General features: G+C 66.7%; 14 protein-coding genes and 1 tRNA gene. 4 read left to right on the top strand and 11 right to left on the bottom strand.

Going from position 1 to position 19408, the window contains the following annotated elements; genetic code table 11:
• Positions 1–70: 70 nt before the first annotated feature.
• The 6 genes from NQJ30_RS01080 to NQJ30_RS01055 form a co-directional block, all read right to left on the bottom strand.
• A complete protein-coding gene (locus NQJ30_RS01080; RefSeq protein ID WP_255767874.1) occupies positions 71–2809 on the bottom strand; it encodes a LuxR family transcriptional regulator in 2739 nt (912 codons plus the stop codon).
• A gap of 119 nt (positions 2810–2928) precedes the next feature.
• Positions 2929–3519, bottom strand: a complete 591-nt coding sequence (pth, locus tag NQJ30_RS01075; RefSeq protein WP_255767873.1) for an aminoacyl-tRNA hydrolase — start codon at positions 3517–3519, stop codon at positions 2929–2931.
• Positions 3520–3599: 80 nt separating this feature from the next.
• On the bottom strand, positions 3600–4190 hold the full coding sequence (locus tag NQJ30_RS01070) for a 50S ribosomal protein L25/general stress protein Ctc (RefSeq protein ID WP_255767872.1): 591 nt from the start codon (positions 4188–4190) through the stop codon (positions 3600–3602).
• Between the two features lie 217 nt (positions 4191–4407).
• Complete coding sequence (locus NQJ30_RS01065; protein WP_190988511.1) at positions 4408–5388, bottom strand: ribose-phosphate diphosphokinase; 981 nt, start codon at positions 5386–5388, stop codon at positions 4408–4410.
• Positions 5389–5390: 2 nt separating this feature from the next.
• Positions 5391–6866: a bifunctional UDP-N-acetylglucosamine diphosphorylase/glucosamine-1-phosphate N-acetyltransferase GlmU gene (gene glmU, locus NQJ30_RS01060; protein WP_255767871.1), complete on the bottom strand. Its 1476-nt coding sequence runs from the start codon at positions 6864–6866 to the stop codon at positions 5391–5393.
• A 108-nt stretch (positions 6867–6974) separates the two neighbouring features.
• Positions 6975–7046 (bottom strand) — tRNA-Gln (locus NQJ30_RS01055).
• A 161-nt stretch (positions 7047–7207) separates the two neighbouring features.
• On the opposite strand from NQJ30_RS01055, the gene NQJ30_RS01050 reads away from it, so the two are divergent.
• Entirely contained in the window at positions 7208–7834 is a 627-nt protein-coding gene (locus tag NQJ30_RS01050; RefSeq protein ID WP_255767870.1) for a TetR/AcrR family transcriptional regulator, read from the top strand.
• A 104-nt stretch (positions 7835–7938) separates the two neighbouring features.
• Here the strand turns inward: NQJ30_RS01050 and NQJ30_RS01045 are convergent, their stop codons facing one another.
• The 5 genes from NQJ30_RS01045 to NQJ30_RS01025 all read right to left on the bottom strand — a co-directional run bounded on the left by NQJ30_RS01045 (position 7939) and on the right by NQJ30_RS01025 (position 14175).
• A complete protein-coding gene (locus tag NQJ30_RS01045; protein ID WP_255767869.1) occupies positions 7939–9774 on the bottom strand; it encodes an ABC-F family ATP-binding cassette domain-containing protein in 1836 nt (611 codons plus the stop codon).
• Between the two features lie 39 nt (positions 9775–9813).
• Entirely contained in the window at positions 9814–10776 is a 963-nt protein-coding gene (locus NQJ30_RS01040; protein ID WP_255767868.1) for a 4-(cytidine 5'-diphospho)-2-C-methyl-D-erythritol kinase, read from the bottom strand.
• Positions 10773–11645: a 16S rRNA (adenine(1518)-N(6)/adenine(1519)-N(6))-dimethyltransferase RsmA gene (gene rsmA / locus NQJ30_RS01035; protein ID WP_255767867.1), complete on the bottom strand. Its 873-nt coding sequence runs from the start codon at positions 11643–11645 to the stop codon at positions 10773–10775. The genes NQJ30_RS01040 and rsmA overlap by 4 nt, the downstream gene beginning before the upstream one ends.
• Positions 11646–11830: 185 nt before the next feature.
• A complete protein-coding gene (locus tag NQJ30_RS01030; protein ID WP_255767866.1) occupies positions 11831–12988 on the bottom strand; it encodes a ubiquitin-like domain-containing protein in 1158 nt (385 codons plus the stop codon).
• Positions 12989–13269: 281 nt separating this feature from the next.
• Positions 13270–14175 carry a TatD family hydrolase gene (locus NQJ30_RS01025; RefSeq protein ID WP_255767865.1) on the bottom strand — a complete coding sequence of 302 codons (906 nt, stop codon included), beginning with the start codon at positions 14173–14175 and terminating at the stop codon, positions 13270–13272.
• Positions 14176–14340: 165 nt separating this feature from the next.
• Here NQJ30_RS01025 and NQJ30_RS01020 point away from each other — a divergent pair, with 165 nt between their 5' ends.
• The 3 genes from NQJ30_RS01020 to NQJ30_RS01010 are packed head-to-tail and all read left to right on the top strand — an operon-like array spanning position 14341 to position 19398.
• On the top strand, positions 14341–15450 hold the full coding sequence (locus NQJ30_RS01020) for an AAA family ATPase (RefSeq protein WP_255767864.1): 1110 nt from the start codon (positions 14341–14343) through the stop codon (positions 15448–15450).
• A 13-nt stretch (positions 15451–15463) separates the two neighbouring features.
• On the top strand, positions 15464–16903 hold the full coding sequence (locus tag NQJ30_RS01015; protein WP_255767863.1) for a DUF58 domain-containing protein: 1440 nt from the start codon (positions 15464–15466) through the stop codon (positions 16901–16903).
• Positions 16900–19398: a transglutaminase TgpA family protein gene (locus NQJ30_RS01010; RefSeq protein WP_374113203.1), complete on the top strand. Its 2499-nt coding sequence runs from the start codon at positions 16900–16902 to the stop codon at positions 19396–19398. The genes NQJ30_RS01015 and NQJ30_RS01010 overlap by 4 nt, the downstream gene beginning before the upstream one ends.
• The last annotated feature ends 10 nt before the right edge of the window (positions 19399–19408 follow it).

The raw sequence follows: 19408 nt of genomic DNA, 5'->3' as shown, positions 1-19408 counted from the left end.
AATGTTGCAGATCCGATCCAGCGGCTGCCGCCGTCCCGTGAGCAGGCGGCCCGGTTTCGATGAGTGGCCGTTAGACGAGTCCAGTCAGATCACCCCTGGATGTCACTCCAAGTTTAGTAAAAACCTGGTAAAGGTGGCCTTCGACGGTGCGTACGGAGACGCCCATGTCCAGCGCAATGTCGCGGTTGGACGCACCCCTGCCCGCGAGCCGCGCAATCTGCCGTTCCCTGCTGGTTAAGAGCGGGCTGCCGCTGCTGGGCACGATGGGCAGGCTGGGCACCGTGCCAGCCAGGATGTCCAGCCGTGCCTGGGCAGTCCTTGCTGCGGCGGGGTCGCCGGCCTGGCGGGCAAAGTCCACCGCCAGCGCCATGCAACGGGCTTCAACAGCATCAAGTTCCAGGGTGGCGGACAGTTCCCCGCCGGCAAGCAGGGTCTTGGCGTCATGGGTACGGGTACCCACGGCAATCAAACGCGAAATTTCCGCCAACGGACCCTGGCGGTGACCGGCAACTTCCTCGAGCAGGCGGAAGTCAGCCTCCGTCCCGTGAACCGTGGCCCCCAGCAGGCTGATTCCGGCCAGCGTGTACCTGCCGGCCGCGATGTCGCGGCGGGCAGCTTCCTTCAGGCGGTTGACCGCCTCGGTGTCGTTCAGCCACCGGCCGGCCATGTCCGCGCAGAAGTCAGTGATGCTCCTGGTCGCATGGTCGGCGACGCCGCCGGTCCGGTGCAGTTTGTCCAGATATTTCCTGGACTGGCCGGCATTTCCCAACTGCGCATAAGCGAACGCAACCGCTGCATAGGCTTCACGGCGGATCCCCTGGGCCGGGCGCAGTTCGAGTTGCGCCACAGCTGACAGGAGCGAATCCAGCGCCACGGCGCCCCGGCCTGCGAAGACGTAGGCGATCCCGGCCGCCAGCTCAGTGGCCGCGCTTCGATAGGGAAGCTGGTGGGCCTCCCGGGAGGCGGACGGATGCAGGAGGTCGATGCAGCGGCGCCACTGCCCGGCGGTCAGCAGGACGTTGTAAGCCCGTTCCGTGAAAGTCTCGCGCAGTCCCACGATGTGGCCGGCGTCCGAAATTTGGCCGCCCAGCTGCCTCATCAGGCTTAGGGCATCCATCTCCCGCCCGGTCATGGCCAGCGCCGTCATCAGGATCATTCCTGAATTCATCCGGAACCAAAGATCGGGGTTCAGCTCGGGGTCGGCGGCGGCTTCCAAACCCGGAATGGCTGCTGCGTAGTCCCCCACGAACACCTGATACTCGAATTCGCTCAGGCTAATCCTGTTGGCCGCAACGGCGGCAGTGTCGGGCCATTCCTTCGCATTGTCAGGCTCCGCGGCGAGCCGCTCCCGTGCCGTCTGCAGGAGGGCCGGTACCCTGGCAGCATGATCCGGCAGCCACACCATGACCCGTGATTTTGCCGCGATGACCTGGGCGTATTCCAGGACGCCCAGGCTGTCCAGCTGCGGCTGTGAGATGTCGTCCAGTGCGGCCATCGCCTGGACGGGAAGGTCAAGGAGCAGATAGGCGGCAGCCTTCTGCCGTTGGCCGGCCACCCACTGGGCGTCGTTGCGTTTCAGCGTCTCTGCATATTTGAGGGCGTAGTGCGGGTCAAAGACCTGCACGGCCGCTTCAGCCGCAGCGAGCGCCATGCGCGGGCTCAGCTCTGCCTCGCACTCATGGGTCCAGGCGGCGAACGCCATCAGCTCTTCCATGGTCATGCTTGCGGGGTCCGGTTCCTGGCCGTCCAGCAGCAGGCTCCGCAGTTCCCGCCGCCGGGTAATGCTGAGCCAGGAGCGCACGACGTCGCCGAGGTACATTTCACGCAGTGCCACCCAGCGGCTCTCGGAGGCGTCGATCTCCAGAAGTCCGCCATCCTCCATGTCCGCCACGATTCCGGCGCCATAGACAGCGGTGAGCCTTGACAGCTCCACCCGCCGTGCACAGGAGAGCATCTCGATGACTTCCCGCTCCTGCGGGGATTGCCGGGACCAGCGTGACCGCACGATGTCCTCAAGGCTCGCGGCGCCGTCGAGCACTACCTTGTCCCGCAGCGTCCAGACGGAATCCGACAGCACCAGGTTTCCGGACTGCTGCTGCTCGGCCACCAGCGCCTTGAGCAGCAGCGGGTTTCCTCCCACCATGGTGTGGAAGGTGCTGACCAGGGACGAGGAGACCCGGTGGCCCAGCAGGGAAAGCAGTACCTGGCGGGTCTGCAGCTCATTAAGGTTGTCCAGCCGGACCTCAGTCAGCCGGCGGTCGGTGAGGAGCCAATGGAAGTCCGCCGGGAGGTCGCTGATTTTGGGTGCCACGGCTACGATTCGCGCGGTTCCGGTCAGCAGGATGTTCAGCAGGACGCCGGCGCTCATGTCATCGATGCTGCCGGCGGTGTCCAGGGTGATGACGCACTGGCGGCCGGCGGCGTCGCTGCGGATCAGGGACGTGATGCCCCGCAGGATGGCAGTCGGCGAGCCCATGTAGGCCTGGGGAAGACGTGCGAGGAGGAATGCCAGGCAGCCGTAGGGGGTGTCTCCCGCGGTGTTCCCGCTGCGCAACTGCAGGGTCCAGACGTCCGGGCCAAGTTCGGATACGGCAGTCCGGGCCAAGGATGATTTGCCGACACCGCGGCCGCCGGTGATGACCACCCCGAGGGAGTCGGGGCTTGTCAGCGCCGTGCGCACGGCTTCGAGATTGGCACTGCGTGCCGGCGCGGACCATCGCTGCGCCTCTGACATGCCGGAGGTGTCCGTCCGCAGCTCAGGGTCCTTGACCTGTGACCCACGTTCCCAGCTAAGTGGCTCGATTGACATGAACTTATCCCCTACATCCCAATAAAGCGGGATAAGCCCCTTCGCCCCCCCGCTTAGGAAGAAGACTACCCCCAGGGACGGAAGGCTGAACAGGGATTACGGGTTATTGGTCCTAATTGCTACACGTCGGTTTTCGCCGGATGGAACTTCTGCTGCGCTGCGGTGAGCCCGTCTTTGACCAGCATTTCCACGGCATCGGCGGCCTCATCCAGCAGAAACGGCAGGTCCTTGCGTTCTGTGGTGCCAAAATCACGGAGCACATAATCGGCAGTGTCCATGCGGCCCGGCGGGCGGCCGACTCCCACCCGGACCCTCAGGTAGTCCTTGGTGCCGAGCACCTTGGAGATGTCCCGCAGCCCGTTGTGGCCGCCCTCGCCACCGCCGCATTTGAGCTTGATGGTGTTGAACGGGATATCGATTTCGTCGTGTACCGCCACCACGCGATCCGGTCCGATGCCGTAAAAATTCGCCAGGGCTCCCACGGGTCCGCCGGAAACGTTCATGTAGCTCATCGGCTTGGCAAGAACCAGGCGCGGCCCGCCAATCCCCAGCCGCGCTTCGAGGACCTGCGCCCGGGCCTTGTGGGTTTTGAAGTTTCCGCCGAGCCGGCCGGCCAGTTCGTCAAGAACCATCTGGCCAACGTTGTGTCTGTTGCCTTTGTATTCGGTGCCGGGGTTTCCGAGGCCCACAATCAGCCAGGTGTCAGTCATTGTTCCATCCTAGGGTGGTCCGGACATGGCTGTGGCCGGACCCCAAGGGGTCCGGCCACAGCTGCGAATCTGGGAAGTGGTTACTCGGCTGCTGCCGGTGCGGCTGCTGCCTCTTCTTCGCCTTCTTCTGCAACCTCAACGGCCTCGGAGATGTTGATGACCAGGGCGTCGGCGTCGGCCAGCAGGGTGGCGCCCTTCGGCAGGACCAGGTCGGAAGCGTGGATGTGCTGTCCGGCGGTGCGGCCTTCGATGTCAACCTCGACGGCGGTGGGCAGGTGGGTTGCCTCGGCCTCAAGGGAGATAACGGTCAGTTCCTGGTTGAAGACGTTGCCGGGAGCAACTTCGCCAACAACGTGGACGGGGATGTCCACGGTAACCTTTTCGCCCTTGCGGACGGTCAGCAGGTCGATGTGCTCGATGATCTGCTTGATGGGGTCGCGCTGGACGTCCTTGACCAGGGCCAGGTGCTCGTCGCCGTTGACGTCCAGGGACAGCAGGGCGTTGGCCGTGCGAACTGCCAGCGTGGTGGCCTTGGCCGGGAGGGTGATGTGGATCGGCTCGGCGCCGTGGCCGTAGATGACGGCGGGAATCAGGTTGGCCATGCGCGCGCGGCGGGCAAAGCCCTTGCCGAATTCGGTGCGTACTTCTGCTGCGAGCTTCTGCTCAGACATGCGTATCTCCTCGGAAGAATAACTGGTGTTCAGCAAGGGCGGAGGTCTGTTGCGACCTTCAACGCCGGGCGCCGTGCGGCGCCCTTCCGGAAGGGAGATTCAGACCCAGTCGATAACGGAGACTGCTCTCCCTCGCCAAGGTATCGTGAAAATCCTACCAGCGCCGCACCCGAAAACTGAAAACGCATGAATTCGGGGCCGGCGCCGCGGGAGCTCTTTAGGCGTTGCCGTCGAACAGGCTGGTGACCGAGCCGTCGTCGAACACTTCGTGGATGGCGCGGGCGATCAGCGGCGCGATGGACAGCACCGTCAGCTGCGGGAAGCGCTGGTGGGAGGCGATGGGCAGGGTGTTGGTGACCACCACTTCGCGGGCACCGGATTCGGCCAGCCGCTGGGCGGCGGGGTCGGAGAACACGGCGTGGGTTGCGGCGATAATGACGTCCTTGGCCCCGGCGTTCATGAGCACCTGGACGGCTCCGGAGATGGTTCCGCCGGTGTCGATCATGTCATCGATCAGCACGCAGGTCCGGCCTTCAACCTGGCCCACCACGGTCTTGGATACGGCCTGGTTGGGGACGGTGAGGTCGCGGCTCTTGTGCACAAACGCCAGCGGGGCCCCGCCGAGCCGCTCCGCCCACTGCTCGGCGACGCGCACGCGGCCGGTGTCCGGGGAAACGACCGTGACGTTGTCGGCGCCCACCTTGGTCCGGATGTAATCCGCCAGGAGCGGGATGGCCATGAGGTGGTCCACGGGGCCGTCGAAGAAGCCCTGGATCTGGGACGTGTGCAGGTCAACGCTCATGATGCGGTCCGCGCCCGCGGTCTTGTACAGGTCCGCCACGAGCCGGGCGGAAATGGGCTCGCGGCCGCGGCCCTTCTTGTCCTGGCGGGCGTACGGGTAGAACGGGGATACCACCGTGATCCGCTTGGCGGAGGCACGCTTCAGCGAATCGATCATGATCAGCTGTTCCATCAAGTGGTTGTTCAGCGGGGCGGGGTGCGCCTGGATGACAAACGCGTCGGTGCCGCGGACGCTCTCGCCGGCGCGCACGTAGATCTCCCCGTTGGCGAAATCGTAGGCGTCAATCGGCAGCAGTTCGGTCCCCAACTCCTTCGCGATTTCCCGCGCCAGTTCGGGGTGTGCCCGCCCGGCGGCTAGCACCAGCTTCTTTTCGCCGTGTGCCGTAATTTCGCTCATTATTACTTGCCCTCTTCTGTTGATGCTGGGGAATTTGAGGAGTCTGACGCGGCTGTGGCCAACTCTGCCGAGCGCGAGCCGGGGCGGTTTGCAACAACCCACCCTTCGGCGTTGCGCTGGGCGGCGACGGACAGGACGAGCGCCCCGGCCGGGACGTCCTTGCGGATCACCGCGCCGGCGCCGCTGTAAGCACCGTCCCCCACGGTGACGGGTGCGACAAACACGGTGTTGGAACCTGTGCGGACGCCCGAACCGATCACCGTGCGGTGCTTCTTCTCGCCGTCGTAATTGGCAGTGATGTTGCCGCAGCCGATGTTGGTGTCCTCGCCGATTTCGGCGTCACCGGCGTAGCCGAGGTGGGACAGCTTGGAGCCTCGGCCGATGGTGACGTTTTTGGTCTCGTAAAACGCGCCGATCTTGCCGGTTTCGCCCAGCACAGTGCCGGGCCGCAGGTAGGTGAAGGGGCCGACGGCGGCGCCCGCGCCGATCACGGACCCGGAACCATGGGTGCGGATCACCTTTGCCCCCTCGCCGATGCGGACATCCGTCAGGGTGGAATCGGGGCCGACGACGGCGTCCCTCGCCACAGTGGTGGCGCCGTGCAGCTGCGTGTTGGGGAGGATGCGGACGTCCTCGTCCAGGGTGACAGTGGAATCGATCCACGTGGTGGCGGGGTCAACGACAGTGACTCCCGCACGCATCCAGGCTTCGACCGTGCGGCGGTTGAGTTCCGCCCCGAGCGCGGCGAGCTGTACGCGGTCGTTGGCTCCCTCCACCTGCCAGCGGTCTTCGGTGACGACCGCGGCAACCCGGCCGCCGGCCTGGCGCGCGAGGCTGAGGACATCGGTGAGGTACTTTTCACCCTGTGAGTTGTCGGTGGTGACGTGGACCAGTGCGTCCCGGAGCACGGCGGCGTCAAAGGCGTAAATACCGGAGTTGACCTCACGGACCAGGCGTTCGGCCTCAGTGGCGTCCTTGTGTTCGCGGATGCCGGTGACAGAACCGTCGTCGCCGCGGAGGATGCGGCCGTAGCCCGTGGCGTCATCCAGCAGGGCCGTCAGGACGGTGACGGCGTTGCCCTCGCGTTCGTGGGTGGCCACCAGATCGGCGAGGAGTGCGCCGCTGAGCAGCGGAACGTCGCCGTAGGTCACCACCACGGTGCCGGTCAGTTCTTCCTTGGCATCCAGGGCGAGCAGTGCCACTTCGACGGCGCGGCCGGTGCCGGGGACCTCATCCTGGTCCACAATCAGCGCCTCGGGGTCCAGTTCGTTCAGGTGGCCGGCCACCAGGTCACGTTCGTGGCGGACCACCAGGGCCAGCCGGCCGGGGTTGATGCTGCGTGCCGCAAGGAGGGCGTGGGCCACCATGGAGCGGCCGCCGATCTCATGCAGGATCTTGGGGGTACGGGATTTCATCCGGGTACCTGCGCCTGCTGCCAGAACGATGACGGCGGCCGGGCCGGTATTCTCGGGGATCACGTACGGGCTCTCCTTGCTTGATTGCGCGTGGCGCTGGGGCGGTGCCGGGCCGGCCACAAGCCTTACGGGGCACCGAGTTCATACTACTGGACGCTCTCGGCACAGCAGTTCCGCCCATAGGATTCGAACCTATACTCCACGGCTCCAAAGGCCGGGGTGCTGCCATTACACCAGGGCGGACCGTGCCGGAGGCGCAAGGCCAAGGCACAAGTAGTTATTTTGCCATGGGTTCAGGGCCGCTCGCGACACGGGCCGGAAACACAGCCTTCCAAGTCCGGTCCCGCAGGCCTTTCCGGCCGTTTCAACCGCGCCAGCCAAGGCCCCTAAGGCATGATGGAAATGTGAGTAACAACCCACCCCGGGCACGGATGACAGGCGTTCAGCGGCGCAGCCAACTGATCGACGTCGGCCGTGGGCTGTTCGCCGCACGCGGACTCGACGGGACAACCATCGAGGAAGTCGCAGCCTGCGCTGGCGTTTCAAAACCCGTGATCTACGAGCACTTCGGCTCCAAGGAAGGCCTTTACACCCAGGTGGTGGACTTCGAATTCCGGATCCTCCTGGACGCGATCACCGCAGCCCTGACCGAGGAAGCCAAGCCTCGCGTCCTCGTGGAACGTGCCGCCCTGGCCCTTCTCACCTACATCGAAGACCACACCGAAGGCTTCCGGATCCTGATGCGGGACGCTCCCCCGTCCCAGCCCGAAGGCGCCTTCTCCACCCTGCTGTCACACGTCACCGCCCGCGTCGAGCACATCCTGTCCGACGAATTCGACCGCCGCGGTCTCAGCGCCCAGGACGGAGCCATGTACGCCCAAATGCTCGTCGGCATGGTGGCCATGACCGGCCAGTGGTGGCAGGACGCCCGCGAGCCGGACAAACACACCGTCGCCGCGCACCTGGTCAACCTCGCCTGGAACGGCCTGACCGGCCTCAAAAAAGACCCGGAGCTGCAGATCGAAGAATGAGCCGTGGTCGCCTTCGGGCGCGGGGCACCTGTCCTCTGCGTGCTGCTCCTTCTACGCGACGTGTCTAAGCGACGTCGAAGGGCCGGTTCCGGCACCCAAGGTGACTACTCGCCGAGGACTTCGAGGGCTTCGAGCCATTCGAGTTCGAGGGCCTCGCGGTCACCGGCCAGGTCCTTGAGCTTCTTGTTTTGTTCGGCGAGGGCGTCGAAGTCGGACTCGGCCGTGCTTTTGACCATTTGGTCGTGGATCTTCTTTTCGGCCTGCTCGACTTTGCCGAGCTGGCGTTCGATCCGGTTTTTGGCCTTGCGGGCGTCGCGCTTTTCGGCTTCAGAGGCTCCGGAAGCTGCTGCAGCGGCGGGGGCTGGGCTGCCGCCGGCGCCGGTCACGGGGTTGCCGCCGCCGGTGATGGTGGAGCCGGCGAGGGCGGACTCGCGCAGTTCCAGGTACTGGTCCACGCCACGCGGCAGGGCACGGATCTTGCCGTCGCCCAGCAGCGCCATCTGGTGGTCGGTGACGCGTTCCAGCAGGTAGCGGTCGTGGCTGACCACCACCAGGGTGCCGGGCCAGCCGTCCAGGACATCCTCGACGGCGGCGAGGGTATCCGTGTCGAGGTCGTTGGTGGGCTCATCAAGCATCAGCACGTTGGGTTCGCCCACGAGCAGGCGGAGCAGCTGGAGGCGGCGCCGCTCACCGCCGGAGAGGTCCTTGACCGGGGTCCACTGCTTCTCGTTGGTGAAGCCGAGCTGCTCCACAAGCTGGCCGGCCGTGAACTCCTTGCCGCCCACGTTGAAGGACCGCTTCTCGCGTTCGATGACTTCGATGACGCGAAGGTCGGAGACGTCGTCGAGCTCTTTGACTTCCTGGGTGAGCACTGCGGTGACCACGGTCTTGCCGCGCTTGAACTTGCCGGAGCTCGGCTGGATCTCACCGTTCAGAAGCTTGAGCAGGGTGGTCTTGCCGGCGCCGTTGACGCCCACCAGGCCCAGCCGCTCGCCCGGGGCCAGGCGGAGGGTGATGTTGTCGAAGAGCTTTTGGCCGGCATCGCCGCCCTGGAAGTCCAGGGACACGTTCTCGAGGTCCAGGACGTCCTTGCCGAGCCTGGCCGTGGCCATCTTGCTCAGGGCCGTCGAGTCACGCGGCTCCGGGACGTCCGCAATCAGCGCGTTGGCGGCCTCGATGCGGAACTTGGGCTTGGCCGTGCGGGCCGGGGCGCCGCGGCGCAGCCAGGCGAGTTCCTTCTTCACAAGCTGCTGGCGTTTGCTCTCGGTCACCGAGGCTGCCCGGTCACGCTCGGCGCGGGCCAGGACGTAGGCCGCGTAGCCGCCGTCGAACGGGTCCATGATGCCATCGTGGATTTCCCAGGTCTTGGTGCAGACCTCGTCGAGGAACCAGCGGTCGTGGGTCACCACCAGGAAAGCGCCCTGGTTGGCGCGCCAGCGGGTCTTCAGGTGCCGGGAGAGCCAGGCGACACCTTCGACGTCGAGGTGGTTGGTCGGCTCGTCCAGCATGATGACGTCATGGTCCTCGATCAGGAGCTTGGCCAGCGCCACGCGCCGCTTCTGCCCTCCGGAGAGGGCGTGGACGTTGGCGTGCCAGTCGACGTCGGACACCAGCCCGCCCATGACCTCGCGGATCTGCGGGTTGCGGGCCCATTCGTAATCGGCCTGGTCCCCCACGATCGCGGCGCCGACGGTGAGGTCGCCGTCGAGCACGTCGCTTTGGTCGAGGTAACCGATGTTGACGTCACTGCGCTTGGTCACCCGGCCGGAGTCCGGGGTAGACCGCATGGCCAACAGGCGCATCAGTGTCGACTTGCCGTCACCGTTCCGGCCCACCATGCCGATCCGGTCACCCTCCTCGAGTCCGAGGGTGATCCCGTCCAGGACGGTTCGCGTTGCGTACGAAACTGTGAGGTTTTCGCCGCCAAGAAGGTGTGCCAAAGGGGACTGCTTTCTGCTGCGGGGTAAAGGGTTGGGAGCTTAGAGGAGGGTATCGGAGATGATGCGGGCGCCATGGACGGGCCCGTGGACAGGGAATGCCGTGAGCCCGTAATGCCGAAGGTCCTCGGCGAGGCTTTCGGCGGCGGCGGGATTGCGGGTCAGGAGTGCCACGGTGGGTCCGGAGCCGGAGACGATCCCGGCGAGGGCACCGAGCGCTTCGCCACGTCCCAGCGTAGCGCGGAGTCCAGGGGCCAGTTCAATGGAGGCCCGCTGGAGGTCGTTGACCAGGACCCTGCTCAGGGCGTCCGCGTCCCCGCCGCGCAGTGCCTGCAGGACCTGGGGATCCACGGCGGTCGGCTCGGCGGCATCGAGGCTTTCGGCTGCCCGGAGCCGGTCCAGGGTGCGGAAGACCTCCGGCGTGGGCAATCCGTAATCCGCCGCCACCAGGACCCAGTCCGTCTGTGCCCTGACCAGTGCCGGTGAGAGTTCGTCGCCCACGCCGAGCCCGACGGCGGTGCCGCCGAGCAGCGAAAAGGGGACGTCGGCGCCCAGGTCGGCGGCGATGTGTGCCAGCTCGTCCTTTGACAGCCCGCTGTTCCACAGGGCGTCACAGGCGAGGAGGGTGGCGGCGGCGTCGGCCGAGCCGCCGCCCATGCCGCCGGCCACCGGGACACGCTTGGTGATCTCCAGATGCACGCCGGTGGCGTGCTCCGACACATCGGCCATCATGGCGGCGGCCTTGTAGGCCAGGTTGTTTTCATCCAGCGGGATGTCCACCCCGTCCAGGTCCAGGGTGCTCGCCGGACTGATGCTGACGGTGATGCCGGGCGTTTGCGTGCTGGTGGCCGCGACCTCCTCATAGAGGGAGACCGCCAGGTAGACGCTGGCGACCGAATGGTAGCCGTCCGCGCGCAGCGGCCCTACGTCCAGGGAAACGTTGACTTTTCCCGGCGCCTTCACCCGCACTGTCCGCGCAGGGAACCGCCCGGCCAGGGCATTCACGCCGTGGCCCCGCGGGCTTCGGCAATCCGTGCGAAGGCGTTGATGTCGATGACTTCGCCCCGCGCTGTGGGGTCCACGCCGGCGGCCACCAGGCAGCGTTCGGCTTCTGCCGCACCGCCCGCCCAGCCCGCCAGGGCCGCCCGCAGGGTCTTGCGGCGCTGGGCGAACGCGGCGTCAATCACGGCGAAAACCTGCTCGCGGGTGGCTGTTGTGACGGGCGCTTCCCGCCGGGTAAACGCCACGAGGCCGGAGTGGATCTTCGGAGCGGGCCAGAACACGTTCATGCCGATCACCCCGGCTTTGCGCATGCTGCTGTACCAGGCGGCTTTGACGGACGGCACTCCGTACGTCTTCGAACCGGGCCCGGCGGCCAGCCTGTCCGCCACTTCATCCTGGACCATCACCAGTCCGTGCTGCAGGCTCGGGAAGTGCTGGAGCAGGTGCAGGACCACCGGCACGGCCACGTTGTACGGAAGGTTCGCCACAAGGGCGGTGGGTTGAACGGGCAGGGACGTGACCTTCATCGCGTCGGCCTGGACAAGGTGGAAGGAGCCCCCCGCCCCGGGCCGCCAGGTCCGCACGGTTTCCGGGAGTTTCGCGGCGAGGACCGGATCAATTTCGACGGCGACCACGGCCTTCGCGGCGTCCAGCAGGCCCAGCGTGAGCGAACCGAGGCCCGGGCCGACTTCCAGTACGGTCTCCTCCGACCCGATGCTGGCCACGGACACAATGCGGCGGATGGTGTTGCCGTCAATGACGAAGTTCTGGCCAAGGGTCTTGGTGGGCCGGATGCCGATTTCGTCTGCCAGCCGGCGGATGTCGGAGGCACCGAAGAGGGGTGCGGGCGCAGCGGCAGTCGGTTCAGTCACGTAGGTATCCTATCCCGGCGGCCATCAGCGCACCGCCCGCTTCGCCGCGTTCCCGGATGGTCCGGGCGTTCTCCGATCCGGGTTAACGGCAGTGGCCGGCCCCGGGTTTCCCGGGACCGGCCACTGATGCCTGTCTCGCTGGCGGCTGTGGTCAGCTGCCGCCGGCACAGGTGTTTGAACGGTGCCTAGCTTGAAGCGGCCCAGCCACAGCCCCAGGGCTGCAGGCCGCGCTGTGCGTAGACCTTGTTGGCGATGTCGATCTGCTGCGCCTTGGTGGCGAGGCTGGCATTCGGTGCGTACGCGCCGCCGCCGGAACCGATCCAGGTCCGGACATCGAACTGGAGGCCGCCGTAGTACCCGTTGCCCGTGTTGGTGGACCAGTTACCGCCGGCCTCGCACTGCGCGATCTTGTCCCACATGGCCTCGTTCATCATGGCCGGGGCCGCTGCGCCGGTGTTGGCGCCGGCCGCTGCTGCTGCCGCCGGCTTGGGCTTGGTGCCCACGGTGACCTTTTCCGTCACAGGCTGGACCGAGACGGCCTCGGAGACCAGCGTCCGGGAAGCTTCCCGGCCGTCCACCATGACCAGTTTGAAGGTCTTGTCGACCTTGCCGGCGACGCCGGCCTGCGTGACTTTCTTTTCGCCCTTGAAAAGGTCGGCGCTTTCGGTGCTCATGCTGTCGAAGGCCACGTCCTCGGTGGTGGCGGCCGTCTGGCTGGTGTCCACGCGGGAGACCTTGACCACCATGTTGTTCACGACGTGCGCGTTGCCGGGCTGCGACGTGCGGTCATCGACGCCGAGGGTGACGCCGGCATCATCGAGCACCTGGGCGACGGTTCCCGCCGTCGTGGTGGCCGTGGAGACCTTGCCGTCGGCGACGATGCTGACGGTTTTGGGGGTGGAGATGGAAACAAAGGAGCCTGCCACTGCGAGCTGGGCTTCCTTGGGCACCGAAACCGACGAGGCGCTGGAGACACCGAGCTCGGTGACGAGGCCATCGACATCCGGTGCGGTGGTGCTGACGGTCTTCTCCGCGCCGTCCAGGCTGACCTTCACGGCTTTGGCCATGTTGACGTTGATAACAGTGCCGTTCTCCACTTTCGCGTCCGCCGAGGGCGAGACGCGGTCAGCCGGCTTCAGTTCCACGTTTGCGCTTTTCACTACCTGGCCAACCGTGCCACCGAAGGACTGGAGCGAAGTCACTTTCCCGTCGACGTTCAGGGTAACGGTTTTGTTATTTCCGACGAAGGCGACGAGGCCTACCACCAGCGCGCAGAGCACCACGAGTTGGGTGCCAATCTTGATAAAACTGAACTTGCCGTCCGTTGTGAAGAGCTTGACCACGATTGCCCGTAACTTTAGATCCATCCGGGCACGGGGAAAAACGCAGTAAAATAGCCGGCGCAGGCCCTTGGGGACAGCTCCGGGCATCATTGCGCCGCCACACTTCCCTCTCGGGGCAGGCAGCATCAGAGACGTGCCTGGACTTCTGCGAGTGAAGTGAAATTATCCGAAGGCCTTCCCCGACCCCGGCTAATAATTCTCCACTGTAACCGTAGCGTTATAAAGCGGCCAAGAAATTCACATACTTAGTATGTGCGGGGGCGGCGGGAACGCGGGTGGATTTAAGCCCAGGAACCGTATGCCCGCACGGTATTTTCGCCGATCTTCGCGCAGAGCGCGGCGAGGTCTGTCCCTGTCAATTCGGCCATGGCACGGACGGTGTAAGGCACCATGTAACTGGCGTTGGGGCGGCCCCGGTGCGGGTGGGGTGTCAGGAACGGAGCGTCGGTTTCCACCAGCACAAGGTCCGGATCCGCCACCGCGAGCGCGGCCCGCAGGTTGGCGGCGTTCTTAAACGTCAGCGTCCCCGCGAAGGACATGTTCCAGCCCGCCTCGTTGCAGATCCTGGCCAGCTCCGCATCACCGGAGAAGCAGTGAAACACAACCCGCTCCGGGGCCCCCTCTTCGCGGAGGACCTGCACAACGTCGTCGTGCGCGTCCCGGTCATGGATCTGGAGGGTCAAGTCCAGTCGCTTGGCAATATCGATGTGCCGGCGGAACGAATAGCGCTGATGCGCCAGCCCCTCCCCCTCGGTGCGGAAGAAGTCCAGGCCGGTCTCCCCGATGGCCCGGATCCGGGGATGGGCGGCCAGCCGTTCAATCTCAGCCAGAGCTTCCTCCAGCTCGCCGCGCATGGCGTAGGCCGGGGCATCGTTCGGATGAAGCGCCACCGCCCCCAGCAACCGGCTGTCCTGGTCAACGGACTGGACGGTGAACCGGGAGGACTCCAGGTCCGTACCCACCTGGACGGCGCCCTGGACGCCGACGGCTTCGGCTGCATCCAATGCTGCGGCAATGGCTACCGGGCTCTCGCCATCGGGGAAATCGAAGTGCGTATGGTTGTCCATCACGGGGACCGGCAACGGTTCGGGGGCCGGCGGGTAGTCGGGGCGCTTCTGCTGGCCGGGACCGGCCGGAGCATCGGCCCGGGCCACCCGGTAAGCGGCGGGAATCGGCGAATTGCACATCCATCCACCCTAGCGCTGGCGGCTGCCCGCAGAATTCAAGGAACTGTCTGCCTAGACCGTCAGTTGTCTTAGTAGTCTGGTACCAAACAGATGCGAACGCCCACCGCCGGGCGCAGGCAGGCCGACTGTCCCGTCCCAGGTGATCCCCGGGCTGAAAGGTTGCAGATGGACCCCCACCGCCGCACCGCCGTCAACGACGTCACCCCTGCCGGCAGGAACTTCACTGCGGTCCCGGCGCAGGTGGGACACCTCAACGGCCGCCGGACAGCCGCCATGGACGCCGCGGAATTCCATGCCGCCAGCCGCCGCATCCTGGACTCCATCAACACAGTGATCGATGGCAAATCCGATGCCGCCAGGCTGGCCCTGACGGTACTCCTGGCCCAGGGCCACCTTCTGCTTGAAGACGTGCCCGGCGTGGGGAAGACACTGCTGGCAAAGAGCCTGGCCCGGACCATCGACTGCACGGTGAGCCGGATCCAGTTCACCCCGGACCTGCTGCCCTCGGACGTGACCGGCGTTTCCATCTATAACCAGTCAACGCGCCAGTTCGAATTCCGGCCCGGGGCCGTCTTCGCCAACATCGTCATCGGCGATGAGATCAACCGCGCCTCCGCCAAGACCCAGTCCGCACTGCTGGAGTGCATGGAGGAGCACCAGGTCACCGTGGATGGGGATTCCTACAAGCTCGATGAGCCCTTCATGGTGGTGGCGACGCAGAACCCCATCGAAATGGAGGGGACCTATCCCCTTCCCGAGGCCCAGCGCGACAGGTTCATGGCACGCATCTCCATGGGCTATCCGGACAAGGACTCCGAGATCGAAATGCTGGAGACCCATCAGGCAACCTCACCGCTGGCGAAGTTGTCAGCCGTGGTCACCGCCGCGGAGGTCGCGGCAATGATCGCCACGGTCCAGCAGGTCTACGTCTCCCAGGCGGTGAAGGAATATACGGTCTCCGTGGGACGGGCCACGCGCGAGAGTCCCCTGCTCCGGCTGGGTGCGAGCCCGCGCTCAATGCTCCAGCTGCTCCGGGCTGCCAAAGCCACGGCGGCCCTGGACGGGCGTGACTTCGTCCTGCCTGACGACGTCGTGGACGTGGCGGAGTCCGTCCTGGCCCACCGCATCATCGTGGACCGCAAAGCTGCGGGCGCCGGTGAAACACCGCAGAGCGTGATCCAGGGAATCCTGTCCCGGCTACCCGTAAGCCAGGATCCTGGAAACAGTCCGGCCCGGTCTTCGGTCCCGCCGGCCGGGTTGCGGCGGAACCACTAGGCAGGGCATTCCCATGGCGCTGCTTGACCGGTTTCCCCGGCATCTCTTCAGCCAACGCGGGTGGGGGCTTTTGGCTGCAGGTGCTCTTTCGCTGGCGGCGGCGCAGATCATGGGCCGCCGGGACCTCCTAAGCCTGAGCGTGCTCCTCATCGTCCTGCCGCTTGTTTCCCTGGCGGGGATCAGGCTGGTGAAGCCACGCTTCCAGGTGTACCGGGAATTCCAGCCCTCCCCCGTGGAGACCGCCGCCGCCACCACTGTCCGGCTTGCCGTAGCCCGCAGCGGTTCGGGCGGCGGCCGGGCCATCATGGAAGAGAAACTGCCCCCGCGTTTCGGTACGTCGCCGGCCTTTCGCTTTCCTGCACGGTCAGCCACGGGCGGGATCAGCAGGTACGAATACCGCCTGCAGGCCAGCAAACGCGGGCAGTACCTGATCGGTCCGGTGACTGCGGAGTTTACTGATCCGTTCGGCCTGTCCCTACATCGCCAGGCCATCGACGACGGCGAGATCCTCACCGTCACGCCGGCCGCCGTCGAACTTCCCGCCACGGGGCTGGCGGGCGCCCGCGGCAACGACGGCATCACCGCCACCCGGATCCGTGCCAATCCCAGCGACGACGACGTGATGACGCGTGAATACCGCCCGGGCGATCCGATGCGGCGGGTCCATTGGGCAGCCACCGCCCGCCATGGCGAACTCATGGTGCGGCAGGAGGAATCCGTGACGACACCGGAAGCCACCATCATCCTGGATCAGCGGTTTGGTGCGTTTCCGGGCGGCTCGGGGTCCGGTTTGGGGGGAACGGTTTCCGTGGACGGCCATGAGATGGCCAGCAGCGGCACCTTTGAGTGGACGGTAGTGGCCGCGATGTCCATCTGCTCGCACCTGTCGGAACGCAACTACGCCCTGCGGCTCCTGGACCCCCGTGGCGAGCCGGCCTTCCTCCGCTCCCCCTCCGCGCCGGAGCGGGATGCGGAAGAGTATTCGGGGGCAGCGGGCCTGCAGAGCATCGCCGAGAGCCTCGCCGCCATCCAACTCTCCGGACCGCACCACGGCGGACGGGAACGGCACTCCACCGGGGCACCGCACACCGCCAAGGTGCACGGCGGCCACGACTCCGGTCCGGAGGTCTTCGATGACCACCTGATGGACAAGCTGTCAGCCCACCGGATGCGGGGGCCCATCATCGCGCTCCTCGGCAGGATCTCACCAGCCGAAGCCCGGGCCCTGGCGCCGGGTGCAGGCTACGGCGCGAATGCCTTCGCCATCATTGTGACCGACCGGCCCAACGACGCCGAGGAAATGCTGGAAACACTGCGCCGGGGCGGCTGGCGGGCCGTTGCCGTGCAGGCCTCGGTTCCCGTCCCCGTGGCCTGGAGTTACTTTGACGAGGAAGGAGCGGCACCGGCCACCGCCGCAGCCGACGTCCGCCGCGGAGCGGAGGTGGGTCGGTGACCCTGGCGCCGGAACGCAGTGCCCCGCGTGAACCGCGGCCCGCGGGCAACGGCACTGCCTCCGCGCCAGGCCCCCGGGGACCGGTGCCCGCCAAGGCCCGGGTGGGAGCGTACCCGTGGGCCATGGCCGGCGCGGTCGCCCTGTCCGTGGCCGGGGCGGCGTTGTCCCTCAACGGTGTCCTGCGCGGATGGGCCTGGTACCTGCCCGTCCTGACGACGGTAGGGGTAGTCTGCCTTACCCTTGCCGCCCTTCGCGCCCTGCGGGCCCACCCGCTCCTGGTGGCAGCGGGCGGCTTCGCAGCCCTGGTCGCGATCCTCACCCTCACATTCTTCCGCAGCACGGGTATTGCCGGCTTCATTCCCTCCGGGGCAACCATGGCCGAACTGGACAGGTTCATTCGCCGCGCCAGCGAGACCGTCCTCGCCGAGAGTTCCCCGGTGGCCCCGAACTCGGGGATCGTGATGGTCACCTGCGCCGTGCTGGGCCTGGCAGTCATCCTGATTGATGCGTTGGCGGTCCCCCTCGGCATGCCGGCCACAACCGGTATCGGCCTGCTCGCCATCCTGGTGGTTCCTGCGATGGTGAAACCGCAGAGCGTGGGGGCGTGGGGATTCGGCGCGGCGGCGGCAGGCTACCTGCTGATCCTGGCCTTCAGCCAATGGTTCGTCCCGGATTCACGGACCCCGGCGGACAGCGGGAGGACACCGGGACATCTCCGCCGGGCGGTGCTGACGGGCGTCGTGGCCCTGGTGGCAACACTGACAGTTCCGCTGGCCATTCCCGGCTTCGATCAGGGCACCTTCCCGCAAGGTTCCCGCCTCAACCCCTGGGGCGGCGCCGGCACCGGCCTGAATCCCATGATCACCCTCGGCAACAGCCTGCGGACCCCCGCGGGCACAGGCCGGATCACGTATGCCACCAGTGCGTCCCAGCCGCTGTACTTGCGGTCCGTCACGGTGGACAATTTCGACGGCGAAACCTGGGGACCGGACGACCGGGACGCGGAGCGCCGCCCCGTTGCCGGGCAGATCCAGCCGGGATATGACATCGCTGTCCCGCAGCGGCAGCAGGTGACCGTGGTGAACACCGGCACCTTTACCAGCCCCTACCTGCCGTTGCCGTATGCGCCGGAAGCAATCCGCGGGCTGAACGGCTCCTGGACCTGGGACCCGGCCACCCTGGCCGTCAAGGGAGTCAACACCACCACGCGCGCCCAGCAGTATGTTGTGGCGTCCGCGGTGCCGGAACTGACTGCCGCCACGCTCGGGCAGGCATCCCGGGATGTGCGCGGACTCCCGGCTGAATTCACCAGGGTCCCGAGCGGCGTGCCGGACATCGTCAGCCGCACCGCGGATGCTGTGACCGGTGCCGGCGGGAATGCGTACGCCAAGGCGATGGCCATTCAGAATTACCTGCGCTCGGGAGAGTTCACCTATTCCCTGCAGTCCCCCGTCCAGGGCGGCTACGACGGAAACGGACTTTCGGTACTCGCCGATTTCCTCACCCAAAAGAGCGGCTATTGCATTCACTTCTCCTCGGCCATGGCTGTCATGGCCCGGCTGGAGGGGATTCCCAGCCGCATCGCCGTCGGCTACGCGCCGGGCCGTGCCACCGGCGCAAGCGTCTCGGTGGCCGGGCAGGGGCCGCTCCCGGAATATGAAGTGGATGCCCGCGACGCCCACGCGTGGCCGGAACTCTACTTCCAGGGATTGGGCTGGGTACCCTTTGAGCCCACCCCGTCCCGCGGCGTGGTTCCCTCTTATGCTGTTGAAACGGTCAGCCCCGGCGCTCCTGACGTCTTTGGTAACAATGACCTGTTGCCGAACGCCACGGCCCCTGTACCGACACCAAGCCCAACGACGGCGCCCCTCCCTGGTGCCGGCGGTAGTGACGACGTCGGCCATCTGCTCCTGCCGTGGCTTCCGGGCATCGCCGGATTCCTGGGGTTGCTCCTCGTCGCAGCGACGCCGCGGCTGGTCCGCATGGGCATCCGGTCCCGGCGGCTGCAGCGGCCGGAACCGGACGCAGCCGTTTCGTTGGCGTGGGCTGAACTGCGCGACCTTGGCACCGACTATGGCTTGCCGCCGCACCCCAGCGAAACGGCCCGGGCCTACTCCGCGCGGCTCCGGGCTTCCGCACTGCTTGGAGAGCCCGGCGGGATGGAGGAGGAGGCCCACCAGGCGGTCACCACACTGACCGCCGACTTCGAACACCGGAACTACGGCCGGCCGGGCGGCCCCGCAACCCCGACCGAGACGACTGAGAACGTTGCACCGGGCATCCCGGCGGTCCAACAGTCCCTGCGGAACAACGCCTCACCCGCACGGCGCTTCCGCGCGGCGTGGCTCCCGGCATCGGTCCTGTGCCGCTGGGCCGGGCTCCTGGCAGCTCCCTTCCGCGGGATCCGGACGGCCGCCAGCCGGACGGCCGCAGCCGCTGCGCGATGCTGGTCCCGGGTGCGCGGCGGACTGGCCCGCCCGAAAAGCGGCCCGTAAGGCGGCCGGT

Source organism: Pseudarthrobacter sulfonivorans (genome assembly GCF_024391045.1).
Taxonomy (GTDB): domain Bacteria; phylum Actinomycetota; class Actinomycetes; order Actinomycetales; family Micrococcaceae; genus Arthrobacter; species Arthrobacter sulfonivorans_B.
The sequence above is the reverse complement of the archived record's forward strand: the minus strand, read 5'-3'. Positions and strand labels throughout refer to the sequence as shown.

What these genes read in the sequence shown, in the direction of transcription:
- NQJ30_RS01080 (WP_255767874.1), bottom strand. Translation starts at nt 2,809, where the DNA reads ATGTCAATCGAGCCACTTAGCTGGGAACGTGGGTCACAGGTCAAGGAC.
- pth (WP_255767873.1), bottom strand. Translation starts at nt 3,519, where the DNA reads ATGACTGACACCTGGCTGATTGTGGGCCTCGGAAACCCCGGCACCGAA.
- NQJ30_RS01070 (WP_255767872.1), bottom strand. Translation starts at nt 4,190, where the DNA reads ATGTCTGAGCAGAAGCTCGCAGCAGAAGTACGCACCGAATTCGGCAAG.
- NQJ30_RS01065 (WP_190988511.1), bottom strand. Translation starts at nt 5,388, where the DNA reads ATGAGCGAAATTACGGCACACGGCGAAAAGAAGCTGGTGCTAGCCGCC.
- NQJ30_RS01025 (WP_255767865.1), bottom strand. Translation starts at nt 14,175, where the DNA reads ATGTGCAATTCGCCGATTCCCGCCGCTTACCGGGTGGCCCGGGCCGAT.
- NQJ30_RS01020 (WP_255767864.1), top strand. Translation starts at nt 14,341, where the DNA reads ATGGACCCCCACCGCCGCACCGCCGTCAACGACGTCACCCCTGCCGGC.
- NQJ30_RS01015 (WP_255767863.1), top strand. Translation starts at nt 15,464, where the DNA reads ATGGCGCTGCTTGACCGGTTTCCCCGGCATCTCTTCAGCCAACGCGGG.